This window comes from Stenotrophomonas sp. Sm6012, from assembly GCF_030985895.1.
Lineage (GTDB): Bacteria > Pseudomonadota > Gammaproteobacteria > Xanthomonadales > Xanthomonadaceae > Stenotrophomonas > Stenotrophomonas forensis.
On the sequence record NZ_JAPTFX010000033.1, the window covers coordinates 15,106 to 36,175 of the forward strand.

At 65.7% G+C, this 21,070-nt stretch carries 21 protein-coding genes; 9 read left to right on the forward strand and 12 right to left on the reverse strand.

Going from position 1 to position 21,070, the window contains the following annotated elements; translation table 11 throughout:
- Positions 1-6 precede the first annotated feature (6 nt).
- Complete coding sequence (gene glmS / locus O0J73_RS08450; RefSeq protein WP_308308483.1) at positions 7-1,845, reverse strand: glutamine--fructose-6-phosphate transaminase (isomerizing); 1,839 nt, start codon at positions 1,843-1,845, stop codon at positions 7-9.
- A gap of 203 nt (positions 1,846-2,048) precedes the next feature.
- On the opposite strand from glmS, the gene O0J73_RS08455 reads away from it, so the two are divergent.
- From O0J73_RS08455 to O0J73_RS08485, 7 genes are all read left to right on the forward strand, one after another.
- Positions 2,049-3,326 (forward strand): efflux RND transporter periplasmic adaptor subunit, encoded by a 1,278-nt coding sequence (locus O0J73_RS08455; protein ID WP_197563971.1) that lies wholly within the window; start codon positions 2,049-2,051, stop codon positions 3,324-3,326.
- A gap of 35 nt (positions 3,327-3,361) precedes the next feature.
- Positions 3,362-4,087, forward strand: coding sequence for an ABC transporter ATP-binding protein (locus tag O0J73_RS08460; RefSeq protein ID WP_006471290.1), 726 nt, complete (start codon positions 3,362-3,364; stop codon positions 4,085-4,087).
- Positions 4,088-4,097: 10 nt separating this feature from the next.
- Positions 4,098-5,396, forward strand: a complete 1,299-nt coding sequence (locus O0J73_RS08465) for an ABC transporter permease (RefSeq protein WP_197563972.1) — start codon at positions 4,098-4,100, stop codon at positions 5,394-5,396.
- 20 nt (positions 5,397-5,416) lie between these two features.
- On the forward strand, positions 5,417-6,634 hold the full coding sequence (locus tag O0J73_RS08470; RefSeq protein ID WP_006471293.1) for an FtsX-like permease family protein: 1,218 nt from the start codon (positions 5,417-5,419) through the stop codon (positions 6,632-6,634).
- Between the two features lies 1 nt (position 6,635).
- Positions 6,636-6,992, forward strand: a complete 357-nt coding sequence (locus O0J73_RS08475) for a PDZ domain-containing protein (RefSeq protein WP_308308484.1) — start codon at positions 6,636-6,638, stop codon at positions 6,990-6,992.
- 121 nt (positions 6,993-7,113) lie between these two features.
- Positions 7,114-8,460: a sigma-54 dependent transcriptional regulator gene (locus O0J73_RS08480; protein WP_006471296.1), complete on the forward strand. Its 1,347-nt coding sequence runs from the start codon at positions 7,114-7,116 to the stop codon at positions 8,458-8,460.
- Positions 8,457-9,809, forward strand: a complete 1,353-nt coding sequence (locus O0J73_RS08485; RefSeq protein ID WP_006471298.1) for a HAMP domain-containing sensor histidine kinase — start codon at positions 8,457-8,459, stop codon at positions 9,807-9,809. The genes O0J73_RS08480 and O0J73_RS08485 overlap by 4 nt, the downstream gene beginning before the upstream one ends.
- Positions 9,810-9,865: 56 nt before the next feature.
- Here O0J73_RS08485 and O0J73_RS08490 read toward each other — a convergent pair whose 3' ends face one another.
- Both O0J73_RS08490 and glmU read right to left on the reverse strand, forming a co-directional pair.
- A complete protein-coding gene (locus tag O0J73_RS08490) occupies positions 9,866-10,399 on the reverse strand; it encodes a GNAT family N-acetyltransferase (RefSeq protein ID WP_006471300.1) in 534 nt (177 codons plus the stop codon).
- Complete coding sequence (gene glmU, locus O0J73_RS08495) at positions 10,368-11,735, reverse strand: bifunctional UDP-N-acetylglucosamine diphosphorylase/glucosamine-1-phosphate N-acetyltransferase GlmU (RefSeq protein WP_006471302.1); 1,368 nt, start codon at positions 11,733-11,735, stop codon at positions 10,368-10,370. Before glmU ends, O0J73_RS08490 begins: the two co-directional genes overlap by 32 nt.
- Before the next feature lie 83 nt (positions 11,736-11,818).
- On the opposite strand from glmU, the gene O0J73_RS08500 reads away from it, so the two are divergent.
- Positions 11,819-12,205: a GtrA family protein gene (locus O0J73_RS08500; RefSeq protein ID WP_049456536.1), complete on the forward strand. Its 387-nt coding sequence runs from the start codon at positions 11,819-11,821 to the stop codon at positions 12,203-12,205.
- Positions 12,206-12,381: 176 nt separating this feature from the next.
- Here O0J73_RS08500 and O0J73_RS08505 read toward each other — a convergent pair whose 3' ends face one another.
- From O0J73_RS08505 to O0J73_RS08545, 9 genes are all read right to left on the reverse strand, one after another.
- Positions 12,382-12,804, reverse strand: coding sequence for a F0F1 ATP synthase subunit epsilon (locus O0J73_RS08505; protein ID WP_006471332.1), 423 nt, complete (start codon positions 12,802-12,804; stop codon positions 12,382-12,384).
- A gap of 113 nt (positions 12,805-12,917) precedes the next feature.
- A complete protein-coding gene (atpD, locus tag O0J73_RS08510; RefSeq protein ID WP_006471333.1) occupies positions 12,918-14,324 on the reverse strand; it encodes a F0F1 ATP synthase subunit beta in 1,407 nt (468 codons plus the stop codon).
- Between the two features lie 37 nt (positions 14,325-14,361).
- Entirely contained in the window at positions 14,362-15,225 is an 864-nt protein-coding gene (gene atpG, locus O0J73_RS08515) for a F0F1 ATP synthase subunit gamma (RefSeq protein WP_006471334.1), read from the reverse strand.
- A gap of 97 nt (positions 15,226-15,322) precedes the next feature.
- Positions 15,323-16,870, reverse strand: coding sequence for a F0F1 ATP synthase subunit alpha (gene atpA, locus O0J73_RS08520; RefSeq protein WP_008266965.1), 1,548 nt, complete (start codon positions 16,868-16,870; stop codon positions 15,323-15,325).
- 44 nt (positions 16,871-16,914) lie between these two features.
- On the reverse strand, positions 16,915-17,442 hold the full coding sequence (locus O0J73_RS08525; RefSeq protein ID WP_006471336.1) for a F0F1 ATP synthase subunit delta: 528 nt from the start codon (positions 17,440-17,442) through the stop codon (positions 16,915-16,917).
- A gap of 2 nt (positions 17,443-17,444) precedes the next feature.
- Positions 17,445-17,915 (reverse strand): F0F1 ATP synthase subunit B, encoded by a 471-nt coding sequence (locus tag O0J73_RS08530; protein WP_005419512.1) that lies wholly within the window; start codon positions 17,913-17,915, stop codon positions 17,445-17,447.
- Between the two features lie 106 nt (positions 17,916-18,021).
- On the reverse strand, positions 18,022-18,327 hold the full coding sequence (gene atpE / locus O0J73_RS08535; protein WP_005411133.1) for a F0F1 ATP synthase subunit C: 306 nt from the start codon (positions 18,325-18,327) through the stop codon (positions 18,022-18,024).
- A gap of 73 nt (positions 18,328-18,400) precedes the next feature.
- Positions 18,401-19,201: a F0F1 ATP synthase subunit A gene (gene atpB / locus O0J73_RS08540; protein WP_049466592.1), complete on the reverse strand. Its 801-nt coding sequence runs from the start codon at positions 19,199-19,201 to the stop codon at positions 18,401-18,403.
- A gap of 31 nt (positions 19,202-19,232) precedes the next feature.
- Positions 19,233-19,598 carry a hypothetical protein gene (locus O0J73_RS08545; RefSeq protein WP_006471338.1) on the reverse strand — a complete coding sequence of 122 codons (366 nt, stop codon included), beginning with the start codon at positions 19,596-19,598 and terminating at the stop codon, positions 19,233-19,235.
- A gap of 459 nt (positions 19,599-20,057) precedes the next feature.
- Here O0J73_RS08545 and O0J73_RS08550 point away from each other — a divergent pair, with 459 nt between their 5' ends.
- The gene (locus O0J73_RS08550; protein ID WP_053450863.1) at positions 20,058-20,876 is read left to right on the forward strand and encodes a hypothetical protein; all 819 of its coding nucleotides are present in this window, start codon (positions 20,058-20,060) and stop codon (positions 20,874-20,876) included.
- Positions 20,877-21,070 lie beyond the last annotated feature (194 nt).

Sequence of the window (21,070 nt, forward strand, 5' to 3'; positions counted from 1 at the left end):
CCGGCGTTACTCCACCGTCACGCTCTTGGCCAGGTTGCGCGGCTTGTCCACGTCGGTGCCACGCGCCAGCGCGGTGTGGTAGGCCAGCAGCTGCACCGGAATGGTGTGCACGATCGGGCTGAGCACGCCGGCATGACGCGGCGTGCGGATCACGTGCACGCCTTCGGACTCGTTGAAGTTGCTGTCCTGGTCGGCGAACACGAACAGCTCGCCACCACGGGCGCGCACTTCCTGCATGTTCGACTTCACCTTCTCCAGCAGGCTGTCGTTGGGGGCGATCACCACCACCGGCATGTCCTCGTCCACCAACGCCAGCGGGCCATGCTTCAGCTCGCCCGCCGGATAGGCTTCGGCATGGATGTAGGAGATTTCCTTGAGCTTGAGCGAGCCTTCCAGCGCGATCGGGTAGTGCAGGCCGCGGCCCAGGAACAGCGCGCTGCTCTTGCGCGCGAAACGCTCGGCCCATGCCGCGATCTGCGGCTCCATGTTCAGTGCATGCTGCACGCTACCCGGCAGGAAGCGCAGCTGCTCCAGGTAGTCCGCTTCCTGTGCCGCGTCGATGCGGCCACGCAGCTTGCCCAGCACCACGGTCAGCTGGAACAGCGCGGCCAGCTGGGTGGTGAAGGCCTTGGTCGAGGCCACGCCGATCTCGGCACCGGCGCGGGTGTAGCAGACCAGCTCGCTGGCGCGCGGGATCGCACTTTCCGGCACGTTGCAGATCGACAGCGTGTGCTTGTGGCCGAGCGACTTGGCGTACTTCAGCGCTTCCATCGTATCCAGCGTTTCGCCGGACTGGGAGATGGTGACGATCAGGTGCTTCGGGTTCGCATAGGCGGCGCGGTAGCGGTATTCGCTGGCGATCTCCACGCTGCACGGCAGGCCGGCGATGGCTTCGATCCAGTAGCGCGCGGTCAGGCCGGCGTAATAGCTGGTACCGCAGGCGATGATCTGCACGCCTTCGATGCCCGACAGCACCGCTTCGGCGCTCTTGCCGAACAGCTCGGCCGGGAAGCCACCGGCGTCGATTGCCGCCTCGATGGTGTCACCCAGGGCGCGCGGCTGCTCGTGGATTTCCTTCTGCATGAAGTGGCGATACGGGCCCAGCTCCAGCGATGCCAGCGACACGTCGGACAGATGCACGTCGCGCTCGATCGGCTGATCGTGCTCGTCGAAGATACGCACACCGTCGCGGCGGATCTCGGCCGTGTCACCCTCTTCCAGGAAAATCACCTTGCGGGTGGCCGAGATCACCGCCGAGACATCAGAGGCAACGAAGTTCTCGCCTTCACCCAGGCCGACCAGCAGCGGGCAGCCCATGCGCGCGCAGACGAAGCGCTCCGGCTCGGCACGACTGACCACGGCCAGTGCGTAGGCACCGGTCAGCTCCTTCACCGTGTGCTGCAGCGCCACCAGCAGATCGTCGCCATCCTTCAGGTGATGATGGATCAGGTGCGCGATGACTTCGGTGTCGGTCTGCGACTCGAAGGTGTAACCCAGCGCGCGCAGCCTTTCGCGCTGCTCTTCGTGGTTCTCGATGATGCCGTTGTGCACCAGCGCCACGCCCTGGCTGATGTGCGGATGCGCATTGGCCTCGGTGACGCCGCCGTGGGTGGCCCAGCGCGTGTGGCCGATGCCCAGCACCGCATTGAAGCCTTCAGCCTCGGCCGCCGTGGCCATTTCCGACACACGGCCGGTACGGCGCACGCGACGCACCTCCGGCCGTTCGCCCTGATCGATCACGGCGATGCCCGAGGAATCGTAACCACGGTACTCAAGGCGCTTGAGGCCCTCGATCAACACCGGCACTACGTCGCGATCGGCGATCGCACCCACGATTCCACACATGTCACGCAATTCCTTGAAGACGATCGGCGCATTCTAGCCTGCGTGTCCGGGTTCCCCCTCCTGTCCGCTTAATGAAAGTGTCCGGAAAGGTGTCCGCGGACACCCGGACATCGCCACGGACCCGACAAGCCATTGATCTGAAACAGAATAAAGTTGGCACGCTACGTGCTTGGTATTGGGTACCACCGCAAGGCACGCATCCGATGATCCGCGACACTTCCGCCCAGGACCAGATCGTTTCCTCCGCACCGGCCAGCGCCACCCGCGCCAACTGGCACCGCTACCGTTGGCCGGCGGCGGGCGCCCTCGTGCTGCTGGCCGGCATCGGCTGGGCCGTGCACGCCTGGTCCAACGCCAGCCGCTCCTTCGACAGCAGCCGCGTGCGCATCGCCGAAGTGAAGCGGGGCGACCTGGTCCGTGACATCGCGGCCGACGGCCGGGTGATCGCCGCCAACAGCCCGATCCTGTACGCCATCTCGGCCGGTACCGTGGACCTGAAGGTGGTTGCCGGCGACGTGGTCAAGAAGGGCCAGGAACTGGCGGTCATCGACAGCCCGGAACTGCGCAGCAAGCTGGCCCAGGAACAGGCCACCCTGGCCGGCCTGGAAGCCGAGGCCAGCCGCGCAGCGCTGGACGCGACCCTGGCCCGCGCCAAGTCGCGCAAGGAAACCGACCAGGCCACCATCGAACGGCAGGCCGCCGACCGCGACCTGCAGCGCTACCAGCGCGGCTACGACGGCGGTGCGGTGCCGCAGATCGACCTGGCCAAGGCCAAGGACTCGCTGAAGAAGGCCGACATCACCCTGGCCAACGCCACCACCGATGCACGCCTGCAGAGCCAGGGCGCCGACCTGGACGCACGCAACAAGCGGCTGCTGGCCGATCGCCAGAAGGCCGTGGTGGCCGAAGTCCAGCGCCAGGTCGATGCACTGACCCTGCGCGCGCCGTTCGATGGCCAGGTCGGCCAGGTGCAGGCGATCCAGTCCACCAACCTGGCCGCCAACGCACCGGTGTTGGGCGTTGTCGACCTGTCCAAGTTCGAAGTCGAGATCAAGGTTCCGGAGAGCTTCGCCCGTGACCTGGCGATCGGCATGCCCGCACAGCTGACCGGCGGCAACGGCCAGCCGTTCCCGGGCGAGATCAGCGCGGTGTCGCCGGAGGTGGTCAACGGCGAGGTCAACGCCCGCGTGCGCTTCGCCAGCGCGCAGCCGGAGGGCCTGCGCCAGAGCCAGCGGATGTCGGTGCGCGTGCTGCTCGATACCCGCAGGAACGTGCTGAAGGTCGAGCGCGGCCCGTTCGTCGAACAGGGCAACGGCATCGCTTACGTGATGGATGGCCGCACCGCCGTGCGCCGTCCGGTGGAACTGGGCGTCAGCAGCCTGGGCGAAGTGGAAATCAAGTCGGGTGTGCAACCGGGCGACCGCATCGTGGTCTCCGGCAGCGACCTGTTCAAGGACGCCGAACGCGTCTCCGTCAACTGATACCTGAACCCTGAATCCTGGAGAGAGGACACCCCATGTACATGCTCGAAATGCGTTCGGTCGCCAAGGTCTTCCGCACCGAACAGGTCGAAACCCACGCACTGCGCTCGCTGGAACTGCAGGTCAAGGAAGGCGAGTTCGTCGCCGTCACCGGTCCGTCCGGCTCCGGCAAGACCACCTTCCTCAACATCGCCGGCCTGCTGGAAACCTTCACCAGCGGCACCTACATGCTGGACGGGCAGGACGTGAGCACGCTGGGCGACGATGCCCGCAGCCGCCTGCGCAACCAGAAGATCGGCTTCATCTTCCAGGGCTTCAACCTGATCCCCGACCTCAATCTGTTCGACAACGTCGACGTACCGCTGCGCTACCGGAAGATGAGTGCCAACGAACGCCGCGAGCGCATCGAGAAGGCACTGAGCCAGGTCGGCCTCGGCTCGCGCATGAAGCACTACCCCAACGAGCTGTCAGGCGGCCAGCAGCAGCGTGCCGCGATCGCACGCGCCCTGGCCGGCAGCCCGCGCCTGCTGCTGGCCGACGAACCGACCGGCAACCTGGATACGCAAATGGCACGCGGCGTGATGGAGCTGCTGGAAGAGATCAATGCGGCCGGCACCACCATCGTGATGGTCACCCACGATCCGGAGCTGGCCGCACGTGCGCAGCGCAACGTGCACATCGTCGACGGCCAGGTGACCGACCTGGTGCGTGAGCCGGTGCTGGCCACGCCGGTGCGCCACATCGTCGCCGTCAACGAGTGAGGGCACGACCATGTTCGCCTACTACGCCCGACTGGCGGCGCGCAGCTTCCGCCGCAACAAGGTCCTGACCGCACTGATGGTGGTTGCCATCGCACTCGGCATCGGCGCCTCGATGACCACGCTGACCGTCTTCCACGTGCTGTCCGGCGACCCGATTCCCGGCAAGAGCGATCGGCTGTTCTACGTGCAGCTTGATGCCGCGACCGGCGCCTACGTCGCTGGCGAAGAGCCGGAAACCCAGTTGACCCGCTTCGACGGTGAAGCGCTGCTGCGCGAAGCCAAGGGTGAGCGCCAGGCGCTGATGAGCGGCGGCGGCGGCACCATCGAGCCGGACAACAGCACGCTCAAGCCCTTCAGCATCGACACCCGCTGGACCTCGGCCGACTTCTTCCCGATGTTCGAGGTGCCCATGCAGTACGGCCGGCCGTGGACGCGGGAGGACGATGAAGGCCGCGCACGCGTGGTGGTCATCTCCAAGGCGCTCAACGACAAGCTGTTCCAGGGCGCCAACAGCGTGGGCCGCGACCTGCGCATGGAGGGCCAGAGCTACCGCATCGTCGGCGTAATGAAGGAATGGAGCCCGGAGCCGCACTTCTATGACCTGACCACCGGCAGCTACGGCAAGAACGAAGACCTGCTGCTGCCGATCTCCACCTCGTTCGACCTGAAGCTCGGCAACAACGGCAACATGAACTGCTTCGGCGAAAATCCCGACGGCAACAGCTACTCGCTCAATGCGCCGTGCGCCTGGCTGCAGTACTGGGTGGAACTGGACCCGTCCAAGGCCGCCGACTACCGCCGCTACCTGGAAAACTACTCGACCCAGCAGCGTGAGGCCGGCCGCTTCAAGCACCCGCCGAACGTGCGCCTGCGCACCGTGATGGAATGGCTGGACTTCAACGGCGCAGTACCCAGCGACGTGCGCCTGCAGCTGTGGCTGGCACTGGGCTTCCTCGGGGTCTGCCTGGTCAACACGGTGGGCCTGCTGCTGGCCAAGTTCCTGCGCCGCAGCGGTGAGATCGGCGTGCGCCGTGCCCTCGGTGCCAGCCGCGGCCAGATCTTCCTGCAGTGCCTGGTCGAAGCCGGCGCAGTCGGCGTGGTCGGCGGCGTGCTCGGCATCGGGCTGGCCCTGCTCGGCCTGTACGCGGTGCGCCAGCAACCGGTGGACTACGCGCAGCTCGCTCATCTGGACGGCAGCATGCTGCTGCTCGCACTGGGCCTGACCCTGTTCGCCAGCCTTGCCGCCGGTTTCCTGCCGGCCTGGCGTGCGATGCAGGTCACCCCGGCCATCCAGCTCAAGTCGCAGTAAGTACCGGAACGAGGACTCCCATGGACATCCGCCCCATCCTCAGCACCCTGCGCCGGCACAAGACTGCTGCCGCCCTGATCGTGCTGGAAGTCGCCCTGACCTGCGCCATCGTCTGCAACGCGCTGTTCCTGGTCAGCCAGCGCGTCGACAAGATCAGCATGCCCAGCGGCATCGCCGAGAACGAACTGGTGATGCTGCGGGTCAGCGGCATCGGCGAGCAGACCAACGCCATGGCACGCACCCGCGAAGATCTGGCGGCACTGCGCGCGATTCCCGGCGTCACCAGTGCCACCATCATCAACCAGGTGCCGTTCCGCAACGGCTCCTCCAGCAGCAGCATCTCCCGCGAGGTCGACCAGGAGCGCCCGACCACGAATGCGTCGATGTACACCCTGTCCGAAGGCGGCCTGGGCACGATGGGAATCAACCTCATCGCAGGCCGCGACTTCCTTCCCGGCGAGTACATCGAGTTCAAGGACGCCTCCAAGGGCGGTGCCAAGCAGAAGGCCGTTCCCGTGATCCTCACCCAGAGCACTGCCGCGAAGATGGAGCCCAACGGCAGCGCGCTGGGCAAGACCTACTACATGGGCAAGCAACCCTTGAACGTGGTCGGTATCGTCGACACGCTCAGCACGCCCAATGGCTGGAACGACAACTGGACCAATTCGATGCTGCTGCCGCTGCAGCGCTCCTTCGATGAAGGCGGCACGTACGTGCTGCGGACCGATCCGGCACGGCGCCAGGAAGTACTCGATGCTGCCGCCGCGGCGCTGGAACGCATCGACCCCAACCGGCTGATGCGCGACAAGCTGACCTACGAGGACCAGCGCAAGGACTACTTCAAGAACGACCGGGCAATGGTCGGCCTGCTGGTCACCGTGTGCGTGTCGCTGCTGGTGGTCACCGCGCTGGGCATCATCGGCCTGGCCAGCTTCTGGGTGCAGCAGCGCAGCAAGCAGATCGGCATCCGCCGCGCGCTCGGCGCTACCCGCGGGCAGATCCTGCGCTACTTCCAGACCGAGAACTTCCTGCTGGCCACACTGGGCATCGTGCTGGGCATGCTGGCGGCCTACGCCATCAACCTGGCACTGATGAACATGTACGAGCTGCCGCGCATGCCGCTGTATTACCTGCCACTGGGTGCGCTGCTGCTGTGGGCGCTGGGCCAGATCGCGGTGTTCGGGCCGGCGCGGCGTGCTGCAGCGGTACCGCCGGCGGTTGCCACCCGGGGCGCCTGAGATGCGCGCCTGCTGGCTGCTGCTGATGCTGCTTCCATCCCTGCCGGCCCTGGCCGGCAGCAGCAGCGCGCAGACGCTGGAGTGGCGCCAGCAGGATGCACGGCTGGCGCTGCGCTCGACCGAAGGCCAGGTGCGGGTGGAAGCCGCTGCCCCCGAAGCCCGCTTCGGCGTGCGCAGCGGTGACCGCATCCTGCGCGTGGATGACACCGCCGTGCGCAGGATCGAGCATCTGACCGAAGCCCTGCGCCACTCCACCGCCCCCACCGCCTACCTGTTGCTGCGCCGCGACAGGCGCGAACTGACCGTACCGGTGAATGCGGCTGCCTGGCGCCTGGCACTGGTTGCTCCGCCGCGGTAAGCCCGGACCGCGCCTGCGGCCACAGGTTTGGCTATGCTTGATGGGTGGCGCCGGGCTCTCCCGGCGTGTGGACACGAACGGCTCCAACGGCGCCGCCCATCCCTTTCTGCAGAACCGCTTGATGCCTTCGATCCTGATCATCGACGACAACGCCAGCGTGGGTACCGCGCTGGACGTGCTGTTCTCCCTTCACGACATCGATACCCTGCAGGCACAGAGCCCGACCGAGGGCCTGGCACTGCTCGAGTCGCAGCCGGTCGACCTGGTGATCCAGGACATGAATTTCAGCGAGGACACCACGTCCGGAGAGGAAGGCGAGGCTCTGTTCGCGCAGATCCGCGAACGCCACCCGGACCTGCCGGTGATCCTGCTCACGGCCTGGACCCATCTGAGCAGCGCGGTGGACCTGGTCAAGGCCGGTGCCGCCGACTACCTGGCCAAACCGTGGGACGACCGCAAGCTGCTGACCACGGTCAACAACCTGCTGGAGTTGTCCGAGGCGCGTCGCGAACTGGACCGGCGTCGCAGCCGTGAACTGCGCCAGCGCAACGCACTGGAGGAGAAGTACGACCTGTGCGGCGCCGTGTTCGCCGACCCGGCCAGCGAGCGTGTCATCGCCCTGGCCTGCCAGGTCGCACGCTCGGAGCTACCGGTGCTGATCACCGGTCCCAACGGCGCCGGCAAGGAGAAAATCGCGCAGATCATCCAGGCCAATTCGCTGGTGGCCAAGGGCCCGTTCATCACCGTCAACTGCGGTGCGTTGCCATCGGAACTGATCGAAGCCGAACTGTTCGGCGCCGAGGCCGGTGCCTACACCGGCGCCAACAAGGCACGCGAGGGCAAGTTCGAAGCGGCCGACGGCGGCACCCTGTTCCTCGACGAGATCGGCAACCTGTCGCTGGGCGGGCAGATGAAGCTGCTGCGCGTGCTGGAAACCGGCCGCTTCGAGCGCCTGGGCTCCAACCGCGAGCGCCAGGTCAAGGTGCGCGTGGTCAGTGCGACCAATGCCGACCTTCCGGCCATGATCCGCGACGGCACCTTCCGCGAAGATCTCTATTACCGCCTCAACACGGTGGAACTGGTGCTGCCGCCACTGGCCGAACGCCCGGGCGACATCGTGCCCCTGGCCGAGCGTTTCCTGGCCACCGACAAGCCACTGTCCAGTGCCGCGGCCACTGCGCTGCAGCGGCATCCGTGGCCCGGCAATGTGCGTGAACTGCGCAATGTGATCCAGCGCGCCCAGCTGCTGGCCACCGGCAGCCGCATCGAAGTGGCTGACCTCAACCTGCCGCGCACCGCGGCGGCACCGCGCCCGGCACCGGGTGCCGGCAATGATCCTGATCGCGCGCGCATCGAAGATGTGCTGGCACGCAACCATGGCGTGATCGCGCAGGCCGCGGCCGAGCTCGGGCTCAGCCGCCAGGCCCTGTACCGGCGCATGGACCGCCACGGCATTCCGCGCGAATGAAGCGGCGCTCGTTCACCTTCCGCCTGTTCCTGCGCCTGCTGCCGGTGCTGGCGCTGGCTGCCGCGTTGCCGTGGCTGCTGGCGTACTGGATGGATCACGGCTGGGTGATCACCACGGTATCGACGCTGGTCCTGCTGTCGCTGATGTGGTGGACCCTGCGCCGCGCGACCGCACCGGTGCGCTCGCTGATGCGCGCCCTCTCCGGCACCACCAGCAGCTACCGCGATGGTGAGTACAACTTCGGCGTGCACTGGCCGGGCAATGATGAGCTGGGCGACCTGGTGCAGGCGCACCGCGAGCTGGGCGATGTGCTGCGTGCGCAGCGGCAAGGGCTGGTACAGCGCGAACTGCTGCTCGACACCATGGTGCAGAACACGCCGGTGGCGATGCTGCTGATCGCGTCCGGCGGCGATGGCATCGCCCGCGTGGTGTTCTCCAATCTGGCCGCGCGCAAGCTGCTGCACGGCGGCTGGAAGCTGGAAGGCCAGCGCCTGGAAGATGTGCTGGAACAGGTGCCGGTGGAGCTGCGCGACGCGATCGCCCGTGGCGGCGACAGCCTGTTCGCGGTCCATGCCGAAGGCGAGGACGGCGACGAGGACGACGAGCAGGTCTACCACCTCTCACGCCGCGCGTTCCAGCTCAACGGCCGCCCGCACGACCTGCTGCTGGTACGCCTGCTGACCGCCGAACTGCGGCGCCAGGAAGTGCAGACCTGGAAGAAGGTGATCCGGGTGATCAGCCACGAACTCAACAACTCGCTGGCGCCGATCGCTTCGCTGGCCCATTCCGGCGGCGTGCTGGTGCAGCGCGAACGCTTCGACCGGCTGCCGGAAATCTTCACCACCATCGAAGACCGTGCGCGCCACCTGGAGGGCTTCATCCGTGGCTATGCGCGCTTTGCCAAGCTGCCGCAGCCTCAGCTGCAGACCGTGCACTGGGCGCCGTTCCTGTCCAGCCTGCGCCAGCAGATTCCGTTCACCATGGAGCACGAGCCGGACGAAGCGCTGAGCAGCCGCATCGACATCGCGCAGTTCGGGCAGGCGCTGTTGAACCTGCTGAAGAACGCGCACGAAGCCTGCGCGGAAGCCGATCCGCCCAATGATGACGTGCAGGTGCAGCTGACACGGCTGCCGCAATGGCTGCGCCTGGACGTGCTGGACCGCGGCAAGGGCATGAACGAGCAGGTACTGCAGAACGCACTGATGCCGTTCTATTCGACCAAGCGCAATGGCACCGGATTGGGGTTGGCGCTGACCCGCGAGATCGTGGAGGCGCACGGTGGGCGGGTGTCGCTGCAGAATCGCGGCGATGGCGGGTTGTGCGTGTCGATCCTGCTGCCGGCGGGTTGAGCCGGCCGATGGGGTAGATCCACGCCATGCGTGGATGTGCCGACCAAGCTCGGCACCTACCCAACCCGTCGCATCGCCACCCGCACGTGCATCGGAAACCCGAGCGCAGCCTCTTCGGCCATGACGGCGCGCAGGCCGTCGCTCCACTCCGCCTCAGGCACTATGTCGAAGCCTTCGCTGGCATAGAAGGCCGCATTCCACGGCACGTCGGACAAGGTGGTCAGCACCGCTGCAGCAAAGCCGGCGGCCCTGGCCTGCGCCAAGGCATGCCGCAGCAATGCACGGCCATGGCCTCGACGCGCATGCGCGGGGTCCACATCCATCTGCAGGACATGGAACTCGCCACACAGCGCGCCGCCCAGCAGATAGCCGGCGATGCCACCGTCAGCCGCATCCACGACCCATAGCTGCCGGCGCTCAAGGCCGTCCTGCAGTGTCGGCAGATCCAGGCCGTGAGCGGCAAATACCGGATAGGCTTCGTGACCCTTCAGCCGTTCGCCAGCGCGCTGCTCGATGCCCGGCAGCACGCCGAGTTCATCGGCGCGCGGAATGCGGGGCTCAGGACTTCTTGAGCGGGCGCTTCCAGCCATCGATGGTTTCCTGCCGTGCGCGTGCCAGGGTCAGCTTGCCGTCCGGCGCGTTGCGGGTGATGACCGAACCGGCGGCGATGGTCGCGCCTTCGCCGATGGTCACCGGCGCCACCAGCGAACTGTTGGAACCGATGAACGCGCTGTCGCCAATGGTGGTGGTCGACTTGTTCACGCCGTCGTAGTTGCAGGTGATGGTGCCGGCACCGATGTTCACCCTGCTGCCGATCACCGCGTCGCCCAGGTAGGTCAAATGGTTGGCCTTGCTGCCGACGCCGAGGGTAACCTTCTTGGTTTCGACGAAGTTGCCGACGTGCACGCCATCGGCCAGCACGGTACCCGGGCGCAGGCGCGCGAACGGGCCGACCAGCGCAGCGCCCTCGGTGACCACGCCTTCCAGATCGCAGTGTGCGCGCACTTCGGTGCCCGGCCCGAGGTTGACGTCCTTCAGGCGGTTGAACGGACCGACGGTGACGCCGTCGCCGAGCACGACGGTGCCCTCCAGGACCACATCGACATCGATCAGCACGTCACTGCCCACGCTGACCGTGCCGCGGATGTCCAGACGCGCCGGATCACGCACGCGCGCCCCCTGCGCGCACAGGGCACGTACCGCGCGCCGCTGCCAGGCGCGCTCCAGCTGTGACAGCTGCCAGGGATCGTTCGCGCCCTCGGCTTCCTGCGCGTCGGCGACCAGCGCCATTTCGGCCGGGGTGTACTCGTGTGCAGCAAAGGCGAAGACATCCGTCAGGTAGTACTCGCCCTGTGCGTTACTGTTGGAAAGCTGCGACAGCCAGCGGCGCAGTGCGGTCGACTCGGCCGCGATGATGCCGGTATTGATCGTGCGCACGCGCAGTTGATCGTCAGTGGCATCCTTCTGCTCGACGATCGAGCCGACCTTGCCCTCGGCATCGCGCAGCACGCGGCCATAGCCGGTCGGGTCGTCCACCTCGGCCACCAGCACCGCCAGCCGGCCTGGCTGCGCCAGCAGGTCGCGCAGGGTCTGCGCGCGGATCAGCGGCACATCGCCATACAGCACCAGCACCTGTGCGGCATCGGGCACCTGCGGCATTGCCTGCGCCACCGCGTGACCCGTGCCCAGCTGCTGGGCCTGCTCGGCCCACTGCAGGTCAGGGTGGCCCGCAAAATGCTGCCGCACCGCTTCACCGCCATGGCCGTAGACCACGTGGATGGCGGCAGGCTGCAGTTCGCGTGCCGCGGCGATCACATGTGCCAGCATCGGCTCGCCGGCGATCGGCTGCAGTACTTTCGGCAGCACCGATTTCATGCGCTTGCCTGCGCCGGCGGCGAGGATGATGACGTGCAGGGGTTGGGTCATGGCAACGGCAATCTATGGTTCGTTGCCGATGATTCTAGTGCGTGGGCCGCTAACATGGGGGCCTGCCCGTCTTCATCCCAGCCATGAACCTGCTCCGCCAGGGAAGCGCCTACCTCATCATCGGCGCACTGCAGCTGCTGCTCGACTGGGCGGTGTTCGTGCTGGCCACGGCGGCAGGCCTGCCCGTGGTACCGGGCAACCTGGCCGGGCGCCTGGCCGGCATGCTGCTGGGTTTCTGGTTGAACGGGCGGATCACCTTCGCCACGGCCGATGGCCAGCAACGGCTGGGCTGGCGCCGCTTCGCGCGCTTCCTGCCCCTGTGGCTGCTGCTCACCACGGCCAGCACGCTGCTGGTATCTGCCGCGGATCATGCGCTTGGCCTGCAGTACGCCTGGCTGGCCAAGCCGCTGGTGGAAGGCGGCCTGGCCGTGATCTCGTTCCTGTTGCTGCGACAGGTCGTGTATCGCTGATACGAGGTGGGGATCGGGATCTGTAGAGTCGACTGTCAGTCGACTGCTTTTCCATCAGGCCGCGAAAAACCCGCGCTGCTCGCGATAGTCGACCAACGGTCGACTCTACCCAGTGCGGTTGGCATCAACAAAAACGCCGGCGCAGGGCCGGCGTTCTCGTGGGTGCAGCGCGAACCTCAGTGCTTGAGGGTCTTGCGCAGGCGTTCCAGCGCCTGCAGCTGCACCACTGCCTCGGCCAGCTTCTGCTGGGCTTCGGCAATTTCCATGGCTTCACCACGGTTGGCCAGGATGCGCTCGGCTTCTTCCTTGGCCTTGCGGACCGAGGCTTCGTCGATGTCCTGCGCGCGGATCGCGGTGTCGGCCAGCACGGTCACCACCTGCGGCTGCACTTCCAGGATGCCGCCGGAAATGGCGAAATCCAGCTGCTCGCCGTTCGGCGTGGTCACCACCACCTTGCCCGGCTTCAGGCGGGTGATCAGCGGCGCGTGCTTGGGCGCGATGCCCAGTTCGCCCAGCTCACCGGTGGCCACGACCAGGGTCGCTTCGCCACGGAAGATTTCCTGCTCGGCGCTGACGATGTCGCAACGGATCGTGCTCATGCAAATCTCTTCGCTGTTCGCGGCGGCGCAATGCCACCGTGGGAGTCCACCGGTGCGGGCGGTTGCCCGGCACCGGCGTCAGGTCGGGCAGGATCGCTCCCGCCGGTCCCGGATCAGGCCTTCTCGGCCATCTTCTTGGCCTTCTCGACCGCTTCTTCGATGCCGCCGACCATGTAGAACGCCTGCTCCGGCAGGTGGTCGTACTCGCCATCGACGATGGCCTTGAAGCCACGGATGGTGTCCTTCAGCGGCACGTACTTGCCCGGCGAACCGGTGAACACTTCGGCCACGTGGAACGGCTGGCTGAAGAAGCGCTCGATCTTGCGGGCGCGCGACACGGCCTGCTTGTCCTCTTCGGACAGTTCGTCCATGCCCAGGATGGCGATGATGTCCTTCAGTTCCTTGTACTTCTGCAGGGTCTGCTGGACGCGCTGGGCGGTGTCGTAGTGCTCGTGGCCGATGACCAGCGGGTCCATCTGGCGGCTGGTGGAGTCCAGCGGATCGACGGCCGGGTAGATACCCAGCGAGGCGATCGAACGCGACAGGGTCACGGTCGAGTCCAGGTGGGCGAAGGTGGTTGCCGGCGACGGGTCGGTCAGGTCGTCCGCGGGAACGTAGACGGCCTGGATCGAGGTGATCGAACCGTTCTTGGTCGAGGTGATGCGTTCCTGCAGGACGCCCATTTCCTCGGCCAGAGTCGGCTGGTAACCCACGGCCGACGGCATGCGGCCCAGCAGTGCCGACACTTCGGTACCGGCGAGGGTGTAGCGGTAGATGTTGTCGACGAACAGCAGGACGTCCTTGCCCTTGCCGTTTTCGTCCTTCTCGTCGCGGAAGTACTCGGCCATGGTCAGGCCGGTCAGGGCGACGCGCAGACGGTTGCCCGGCGGCTCGTTCATCTGGCCGTACACCATCGCCACCTTGTCGAGGACGTTGGAGTCCTTCATTTCGTGGTAGAAGTCGTTGCCCTCACGGGTACGCTCACCCACGCCGGCGAACACGGACAGACCGCTGTGCGCCTTGGCGATGTTGTTGATCAGTTCCATCATGTTGACGGTCTTGCCGACGCCGGCGCCGCCGAACAGGCCGACCTTGCCGCCCTTGGCAAACGGGCACATCAGGTCGATGACCTTGATGCCGGTTTCCAGCAGTTCGGTGGCCGGGGACTGGTCTTCGTACGACGGGGCCGCACGGTGGATTTCCCAGCTGTCGCTGGCGGCCACCGGGCCGGCTTCGTCGATCGGACGGCCGAGCACGTCCATGATGCGGCCCAGGGTGCCAGCACCGACCGGCACGGAGATGCCGCGGTTGGTGTTGGTGGCGATCAGGTTGCGCTTCAGGCCGTCGGTGGAACCGAGGGCGATGGTGCGCACCACGCCGTCGCCCAGCTGCTGCTGGACTTCAAGGGTGATTTCGGTGTTGTCGACCTTCAGTGCGTCGTACACCTTCGGCACCGACTCACGCGGGAATTCGACGTCGACGACCGCGCCGATGATCTGAACGATCTTGCCCTGACTCATTGCTGCATCCTCTAATGTGTGCTTTGAACGAACGCGGTCAGACTGCTGCCGCGCCGCCGACGATTTCGGAGATTTCCTGGGTGATCGCTGCCTGGCGCGCCTTGTTGTAGACGAGCTGCAGGGTGCCGATCAGCTTGTTGGCGTTGTCGCTCGCCGCCTTCATCGCAACCATGCGTGCGGCATGCTCGGAGGCGACGTTTTCCAGCAGTGCCTGGTACACCAGCGACTCGATGTAGCGCGTCATCACGTGCTCCAGCACGGTCGCGGCATCGGGTTCGTACAGGTAATCCCAGTCGTGGTGAGCGACCTGCTTCTCAGCCGGCGGCAGCGGCAGCAGCTGATCGAAGCTGGCCTTCTGCGTCATGGTGTTCACGAAGCGGTTGTAGACCAGGTACACGCGGTCGACCTTGCCTTCGGTGAAGGCGTCGAGCATGACCTTGATCACACCGATCAGCGATTCCAGCTTCGGCACGTCGCCGATGTGGGTCACGCTGCCGACCATGTTGACCTTCACCCGGCGGAAGAAGGTCGATGCCTTCTGGCCGATGGTCACCAGGTCCACTTCGGCACCCTTGTCCTGCCATGCCTTGGCTTCGCCCAGCATCTTGCGGAACAGGTTGTTGTTCAGGCCGCCGGCCAGGCCGCGATCGGAGGAGATCACGATGAACCCGACCCGCTTGACCTGCTCGCGCTCGACCAGGAACGGATGCTGGTAGTCGGTGCTGGCCTGGGCCAGGTGGCCGATCACCTGCTTCATCGCCTGCGCGTACGGACGCGAGGTCTTCATCCGATCCTGCGCCTTGCGGATCTTGGAGGCCGAGACCATTTCCAGGGCGCGCGTCACCTTGCGGGTGTTCTGCACGCTCTTGATCTTGGTTTTGATTTCGCGTCCGCTTGCCATCTCTTGTTTCCCGTGGCGCGGGGCTGTTGCCCCGCGTTGTTCAACCGTTTGTCATCTGGTCCAGCGGAGCCGGTGGCTCCGCTCTACAGGACCGCGATTACCAGCTGCCGGTGGTCTTGAACTCGGCGATGCCCTTCTTGAAGGCACCTTCGATGTCGTTGTCCCAACCGCCGGTGGCGTTGACCTTGCTGACCAGCTCGCCCTGGGTGTTGGCGAAGTGGGCGTGCAGGCCTTCTTCGAACGCCAGCAGCTTGTTGACCGGCACGTCGTCGAGGTAACCCTCGTTGACGGCGTAGATCGACAGCGCCTGGTTGGCGATCGACATCGGCGCGTACTGCTTCTGCTTCATCAGCTCGGTGACGCGCTGGCCACGCTCCAGCTGCTTGCGGGTCGCTTCGTCCAGGTCCGAGGCGAACTGCGCGAACGCAGCCAGCTCACGGTACTGGGCCAGCGAGATACGGATGCCGCCCGACAGCTTCTTGATGATCTTGGTCTGGGCCGAGCCACCGACGCGCGACACCGAGATACCGGCGTTCACGGCCGGGCGGATGCCGGCGTTGAACAGGTCGGTTTCCAGGAAGATCTGGCCGTCGGTGATCGAGATCACGTTGGTCGGAACGAAGGCGGACACGTCGCCGGCCTGGGTTTCGATGATCGGCAGCGCGGTCAGCGAACCGGTCTTGCCGGTGACCTTGCCTTCGGTGAACTTCTCGACGTATTCCTCGGACACGCGGGCAGCGCGCTCGAGCAGACGGGAGTGCAGGTAGAACACGTCACCCGGGTAGGCTTCACGGCCCGGCGGGCGCTTCAGCAGCAGCGAGATCTGGCGGTAGGCCACGGCCTGCTTGGACAGATCGTCGTACACGATCAGCGCGTCTTCGCCGCGGTCCATGAAGTACTCACCCATGGTGCAGCCCGAGTAGGCGCTGATGTACTGCATGGCAGCCGATTCGGAAGCGGTCGCGGCAACCACGATGGTGTGGGCCAGCGCGCCGTTCTCTTCCAGCTTGCGCACGATGTTGGCGATGGTCGAAGCCTTCTGGCCGATCGCAACGTACACGCACTTGATGCCGGTGCCCTTCTGGTTGATCACCGCGTCGATCGCCATGGCGGTCTTGCCGGTCTGGCGGTCACCGATGATCAGCTCGCGCTGGCCACGGCCGATCGGGATCATCGCGTCGACCGACTTGTAACCGGTCTGCACCGGCTGGTCGACCGACTTGCGCCAGATCACGCCCGGAGCAACGCGCTCCACCGGAGCGGTCAGGTCGGTGCCCAGCGGGCCCTTGCCGTCGATCGGCTCGCCCAGCGCGTTCACGACGCGGCCCAGCAGTTCCGGACCGACCGGCACTTCCAGGATGCGGCCGGTGGTCTTGGCGACGTCGCCTTCGCGCAGGTGCTCGTAGTCACCCAGGACCACGGCGCCGACCGAGTCGCGCTCTAGGTTCAGGGCCAGGGCGAAGGTGTTGTTCGGCAGTTCGATCATTTCGCCCTGCATCACGTCGGCCAGACCGAAGATGCGCACGATGCCGTCGGACACGCTGGTCACGGTGCCTTCGTTGCGCGATTCCGCGGCCAGCTTGACCTTCTCGATGCGGTTCTTGATCAGTTCGCTGATTTCGGAGGGGTTGAGCGTGGTTGCCATCGTCAAGTCCTAGTGCCGGCAGCGGGGCCGGACGTTAAATGAATTCAGTTAGCGAGCGCGGTCTGCAGACGGGCCAGCTTGCCCTTCAGCGAACCATCGATGACCACGTCGCCGGCGTCGATCACGGCGCCGCCGATCAGCGAGGCATCGACCGCGGTGGTCACGTCGACCTCGCGGTTGAAGCGCTTGCGCAGCGCGACCTTGATCGCATCCAGCTCACCGGCCGACAGTTCGGCCGCCGAGGTCACGGTGGCCTTGACCACGTGCTCGGCTTCGGCGCGCAGGGCATCGAACATGCCGGAGATTTCCGGCAGCAGCGGCAGACGATGCGAGTCGGCCAGGATGGCCAGGAAGCGCGAGTAGGTCTCGCCGTGGGTCACCGGCGCCAGCAGGGCGACGGCGTCGTCACGGCCCAGCTCCGGGTTGGCGAGCAGGGCCGCCACGCGCGGGTCGGCGGCGACGTGGGCGGAGAACGCCAAGGCGTCCGACCACGGCGCGAACGCGCCTTCGTCGCGCGCGGTCGCGAACGCGGCGCGGGCGTACGGGCGGGCAAGCGTGAGGGCCTGGCTCATCCTTAGATCTCCGAGGCCAGCTCGTCGAGCAGCGCCTTGTGGGCGTTGGCGTCGATTTCGCGCTTGAGCAGCTTTTCGGCACCGGTCACGGCCAGCGCGGACACCTGCTTGCGCAGATCTTCACGGGCACGGTTGGCGGCGGCGTCGATTTCAGCCTGGGCCAGTTCCTTCTGACGGGTGGCTTCGGTGATCGCTTCGTTACGGGCAGCATCAACGATCTGGTTGGCGCGCGCGTGGGCCTGGTCGATGATCTCGTTGGCCTTGGTGCGTGCTTCTTTCAGCGCTTCGTTGACCTTCTCCTGCGCCTGGGCCAGATCTTTCTGGCTGCGGTCGGCAGCAGCGAGGCCTTCAGCAATCTTCTGCTGGCGCTCTTCGATCGCGTTCATCAGCGGCGGCCAGATCTTGGTCGCGATGATCCAGATCAGACCAGCGAAGGCGAGCGCCTGCGCAAGAAGGGTGAAATTGATATTCATGGTTAGCTCGATCGCTGGTTTCGGGGTGGACGCGCCGCCGTAGCGGCGCATCCGGCCTTCATCCGAAACCGGGTGCATCAGCACCCGGTCGTCTCAAACCGCTGTATCAGCCGGCCAGAGCCTTGGTGACGGCGCCAGCGAAGGCAGCCGACAGCGGGTTGGCGAAGGCCAGCAGCAGGCCGACGGCGACCGAGATGATGAACGCGGCGTCGATCAGGCCGGCGGTGATGAACATGCGGACCTGCAGGACCGGGATCAGTTCCGGCTGGCGGGCGGCCGACTCCAGGAACTTACCAGCCATGATGGCCAGACCCAGACCGGCGCCCAGCGCGGCCAGGCCGATCATGATGCCGACGGCAAGGGCGGTGGAGCTCTGAATCTGCGCGAAGTTGGTCAGGACGGCGAAGTACATGGTTATCTCCAGGAACTTAAGTTGCTAAGGGTGATGAAACGGATGAAGGTTGAAACGCGTTGAAGCTTGAAACTCAGTGAGCGTCTTCCGACAGGCTCAGGTACACGATCGACAGCATCATGAAGATGAAGGCCTGCAGCGGGATCACCAGCAGGTGGAACAGCATCCAGCCGAGGCCGAACGCACCACCGGCAATGGCACCGAAGAAACCGGCACCACCCAGCACCCAGATCAGCAGGAACACGATTTCGCCGCCGAACATGTTGCCGAACAGTCGCATCGCCAGCGAGATCGGCTTGCTCAGCCACTCGACGATGTTGAGGATCAGGTTGAACGGCATCATCCACTTGCCGAACGGCGCCGTCAGGAATTCCTTGATGAAGCCCAGCAGGCCCTTCGACTTCAGTGCGAAGAACAGCATCAGGAAGAACACGCTGATGGCCATGCCCAGGGTGGCATTGACGTCGGCGGTCGGCACCGGCTTCCAGTAGTGGATGCCCGCCCATTCCAGCGGCTTGGCGATGAAGTCGGCCGGGATCATCTTGATCAGGTTCATCATCAGGATCCAGAAGAAGATCGTGATGGCGATCGGCGTGACCAGCTTGCTCTTGCCGTGGTAGGTGTCCTTGGCCTGGCGGTCGACGAACTCCAGGCAGATCTCGACGAAGGCCTGCCACTTGCCCGGCACGCCGGCGGTGGCCTTGCGGGTGCCCAGCCAGAACGCGACGACGATCACCAGGCCCATCAGGACCGCGGTGAGGAAGGTATCGACGTGGATATGCCAGAACATACCCTCACCCTTGCCGACCGGCGCGGTCAGGTTGTGCAGGTGATGCTGGATGTAGCTGGTAGGGGTTAGAGCCTCGCCCGCCATGTGTCCGGAACCTTCAGTTAATTGAATTCTGTCAACGCCTGGCCATGGCCAGGACCTGGAACATCAAGCCGACGGCGATACCGGCCAACAGCGCCAATGCAGGCAGCTTGAAGACCAGGAACCCCACCAGCAGGACGCCGAAAACCACCACCCACTTGGCCACGATCGCAATGATCAGGCGAGCCATCGCCGAACCTGCGGCCACCGCTCCCCCGCTCAGTGCCATCCGCGCTGCCACCCAGCCACCGGCCGAAATGGCCACACCGGACGCCAGCGCGCCGAGGGCATACTTCGGACCCACCAGCAGGAAGGCCAGGGCCAGGACAGCGACCGCGGCCAGCGGGTAGACCGCGGCGCGCAGCATCAGTCGCCGACCCGCATCAACGGAGTTCAGCACAGGACGTCCCGCGTGGTTGCAAGTGGAGGGCTGAGGCGGCTACAGCAGAGGAGGCCTCATCGAGCCGCCAAATTATAGCAATGGGACAATTTGCGAGACAACCGCTGCCTGTTCATCCCGGCAAGCCGCAAGTTGCGGTAACGGTTACATTTTTGCGTACCACCCGGGGGACAATGACGTCCGTGTCATGTTGCGCTGCAATATTGAACTTTGGTCGCAGGCGCGGAACTTTTGCGTCGGGCACAGGTCCGATCTTTCGACCTGCCTGCAGCAACCTCGTCGACGCTTCGCCCCGCAGGTCCCACGATGGCCCCGAAGCCCGGCTCCGGGGCCATCTTTTTGCATCGTCGCGACAGCGCTGAACCGTGCACATCGCGTGGACCATACGTTCACGGATGGTGGACGCCGCCGTCCGGCACAGTGGCCTTCATTCTGATGAACCACTGCAAGGACTCTTCGATGCGCTCCGTTCCCACCCTGCTCGCCCTCTCCCTGCTCGCCGCAGGCGCTTCGTTCGCCAATGCCGCCCACGCCGCGGAAGGCGACGACCGTTTCGCCATCCGCCTGGGTGCGATGAACATCGATTCGGACAACACGCTCCGCGGCAGGACCAACGTGGCTGGCCAGGACATCGCCCTGAACCAGGACTTCAAGCTGGGTGGCAAGGAATGGGAGCCGCGCATCGACGGCATGTTCCGCATCAGCAACCGCCAGCGCCTGCTGTTCAACTACTTCAAGTACGACAAGGATCGCCGCGAGACGCTGGACCAGGGCATTTCCTTCGGTGGCGAGAACGTGCCGGCCGGCAGCTTCGTGAAGGGTGAACTGAAGTACCAGGTGGCCAGCCTGGTCTATGACTACTCGGTCGTCGATACCGACACCTTCGACCTCGGCCTGCAGATCGGTGGCGAGTACGCCAAGGTCAGCACCAAGGGTTATGCCGACCTGGGCACCGTCTACGAAGGCCAGTTCCTCGACGAGAAGGCCGACGGCATCGCGCCGGTGGTGGGTGCGCGCATGACCTTCACCCCGTCCGAGCGCTGGATGATCACGCTGCAGGGCCAGTACCTGAACACGCGCTGGGGCAGCTTCGATGACTACAAGGGCGACCTGAGCCGCGCCAATGCCATCGTCGATTACCGCTTCACCAAGAACTTCGGCGTGTTCGCCGGCTACGACTGGTTCAAGCTGGACGTGGACAAGAAGGGCAGCGACGGTACCGTCGGCCTGAAGCAGGAATTCAAGGGCCCGGTGGCAGGCGTCAGCTTCGTGTTCTGATCCCCCCGTCCCTTCCACGGCACACTCTCTCTCCTGGCGCGGCCTCCGGATTATCGGGGCCGCGCTTTTTTGTCCTGCTTTTCTCTGTGTGCAGGAGCAAGAGCGGCTGGGTCGAGCGCTGAAGGGAGCGGGGGCTGCGTGCGAATGTCCCCCGGCGCCGGCCTGCGGCCGACGCCTCCCCCTTTACTTCGCAC

Bases quoted from the DNA above. Each gene is read 5' to 3' on its own strand.
- O0J73_RS08490 (WP_006471300.1), bottom strand. From the start codon at position 10,399: ATGGCTGGAAGCGCCCGCTCAAGAAGTCCTGAGCCCCGCATTCCGCGC.
- atpG (WP_006471334.1), bottom strand. From the start codon at position 15,225: ATGGCAAGCGGACGCGAAATCAAAACCAAGATCAAGAGCGTGCAGAAC.
- O0J73_RS08525 (WP_006471336.1), bottom strand. From the start codon at position 17,442: ATGAGCCAGGCCCTCACGCTTGCCCGCCCGTACGCCCGCGCCGCGTTC.
- glmS (WP_308308483.1), bottom strand. From the start codon at position 1,845: ATGTGTGGAATCGTGGGTGCGATCGCCGATCGCGACGTAGTGCCGGTG.
- O0J73_RS08505 (WP_006471332.1), bottom strand. From the start codon at position 12,804: ATGAGCACGATCCGTTGCGACATCGTCAGCGCCGAGCAGGAAATCTTC.
- O0J73_RS08470 (WP_006471293.1), top strand. From the start codon at position 5,417: ATGGACATCCGCCCCATCCTCAGCACCCTGCGCCGGCACAAGACTGCT.
- O0J73_RS08530 (WP_005419512.1), bottom strand. From the start codon at position 17,915: ATGAATATCAATTTCACCCTTCTTGCGCAGGCGCTCGCCTTCGCTGGT.
- O0J73_RS08465 (WP_197563972.1), top strand. From the start codon at position 4,098: ATGTTCGCCTACTACGCCCGACTGGCGGCGCGCAGCTTCCGCCGCAAC.
- atpB (WP_049466592.1), bottom strand. From the start codon at position 19,201: ATGGCGGGCGAGGCTCTAACCCCTACCAGCTACATCCAGCATCACCTG.
- O0J73_RS08500 (WP_049456536.1), top strand. From the start codon at position 11,819: ATGAACCTGCTCCGCCAGGGAAGCGCCTACCTCATCATCGGCGCACTG.
- O0J73_RS08460 (WP_006471290.1), top strand. From the start codon at position 3,362: ATGTACATGCTCGAAATGCGTTCGGTCGCCAAGGTCTTCCGCACCGAA.
- glmU (WP_006471302.1), bottom strand. From the start codon at position 11,735: ATGACCCAACCCCTGCACGTCATCATCCTCGCCGCCGGCGCAGGCAAG.
- atpD (WP_006471333.1), bottom strand. From the start codon at position 14,324: ATGAGTCAGGGCAAGATCGTTCAGATCATCGGCGCGGTCGTCGACGTC.
- O0J73_RS08480 (WP_006471296.1), top strand. From the start codon at position 7,114: ATGCCTTCGATCCTGATCATCGACGACAACGCCAGCGTGGGTACCGCG.
- O0J73_RS08485 (WP_006471298.1), top strand. From the start codon at position 8,457: ATGAAGCGGCGCTCGTTCACCTTCCGCCTGTTCCTGCGCCTGCTGCCG.
- O0J73_RS08550 (WP_053450863.1), top strand. From the start codon at position 20,058: ATGCGCTCCGTTCCCACCCTGCTCGCCCTCTCCCTGCTCGCCGCAGGC.
- atpA (WP_008266965.1), bottom strand. From the start codon at position 16,870: ATGGCAACCACGCTCAACCCCTCCGAAATCAGCGAACTGATCAAGAAC.
- atpE (WP_005411133.1), bottom strand. From the start codon at position 18,327: ATGTACTTCGCCGTCCTGACCAACTTCGCGCAGATTCAGAGCTCCACC.
- O0J73_RS08455 (WP_197563971.1), top strand. From the start codon at position 2,049: ATGATCCGCGACACTTCCGCCCAGGACCAGATCGTTTCCTCCGCACCG.
- O0J73_RS08475 (WP_308308484.1), top strand. From the start codon at position 6,636: ATGCGCGCCTGCTGGCTGCTGCTGATGCTGCTTCCATCCCTGCCGGCC.